Source organism: Streptomyces chilikensis, assembly GCF_001642695.1.
Taxonomy (GTDB): Bacteria; Actinomycetota; Actinomycetes; order Streptomycetales; family Streptomycetaceae; genus Streptomyces; species Streptomyces chilikensis.
Genome location: NZ_LWCC02000084.1, coordinates 7,671 through 8,694 on the forward strand (window position 1 = coordinate 7,671; position 1,024 = coordinate 8,694).

Below are 1,024 nucleotides of genomic sequence, written 5' to 3' on the forward strand. Positions count from 1 at the left end.
GGAGGCGAGGAGGAGGCCGACGATCATCTGGGCAGCGTAGGTGAGGAGCACCAGGTCTGTCGGGCGGTCGGCCGGATTCCCCGCCGTGGCCAGGGTGCCGAGCAGCATCCAGCCGCCCCAGCAGGCCACGGCGCCGGAACAGACCCAGGTCAGCGCGACGGGCACCGCCACCGGCAGGACGCGCCCGCGGCGGAAGGCGAGCAGCAGGGTGCCGGTGACGGCCGCGACGAGGAAGGCGACGTACAGGCCCTCCAGCACGTGGAAGTCACTGGTGCGCTCCGCCGCCCGGCCCGCGCCCAGCCCGGCCGTGCCACCGCAGGCCCACAGCAGCCGGACGGCGGCCGGGAACAGGGCGAGGACGGCGGCCGCGACGGCGACGGCCCGCCGGCCCCGGTCGACGGCACCTGCCGGCAGGTCCCCCATCCGCCCCCGCAACAGATGCCCCCAGCGCTCCCGGGCGTGGAGGACGAACAGGGCGCCGAGGGCGAGCCCCTGCACGATGAACCCCGCGTACACGACCCCGAAGACCCACTCGTGCAGGAAGGGCTCCCGCCTCGCGTCGGCCCCCGTGGCGACGCCGCCGGCGAACGCCCGCGCGACGAGCTGCAGCGGGAACCCGGCCATGATCGGCGCGAGCAGCCCCGTGGCGACCCACGCCGGGAGAACCAGCACCCACGCGGGCGCCCGCCGCCCCCAGGGGCGGGTCAGCACCAGCGCCAGCACGATCACACCGCTGTCCAGCAGCATGGACAGCCCGTTGGCCACCGCCATGGCCACCCGGTGGTCCAGCAGCGCGCTGCCGTCGGGAATGCCGATCCGGCTCCCGGCGATCCAGGCGGCCTTGAGCCCGAGGTACGGCAGGCAGGCGACGACGGCGGTCGCCCGCAGCAGCCGGCGCGCCGGGCCGGGGCCGGCGGCAACGGCCGGAACGGGTACGGGTGTCTGCGTCATGGCTCCACGCTCCCGCCCGGGCACGCCCGGCACGTCCCGCGCGCGGGCGGTCCGCCTCCGCCGCGCGGCGGAG

Annotated in this window: 1 protein-coding gene; it reads right to left on the bottom strand. The window is 77.1% G+C overall.

From position 1 onward, the window contains the following. The coding region (locus A2U95_RS23290) for a hypothetical protein (protein ID WP_166026409.1) at positions 1 to 951 on the bottom strand (951 nt) is incomplete at its 3' end. Positions 952 to 1,024 lie beyond the last annotated feature (73 nt).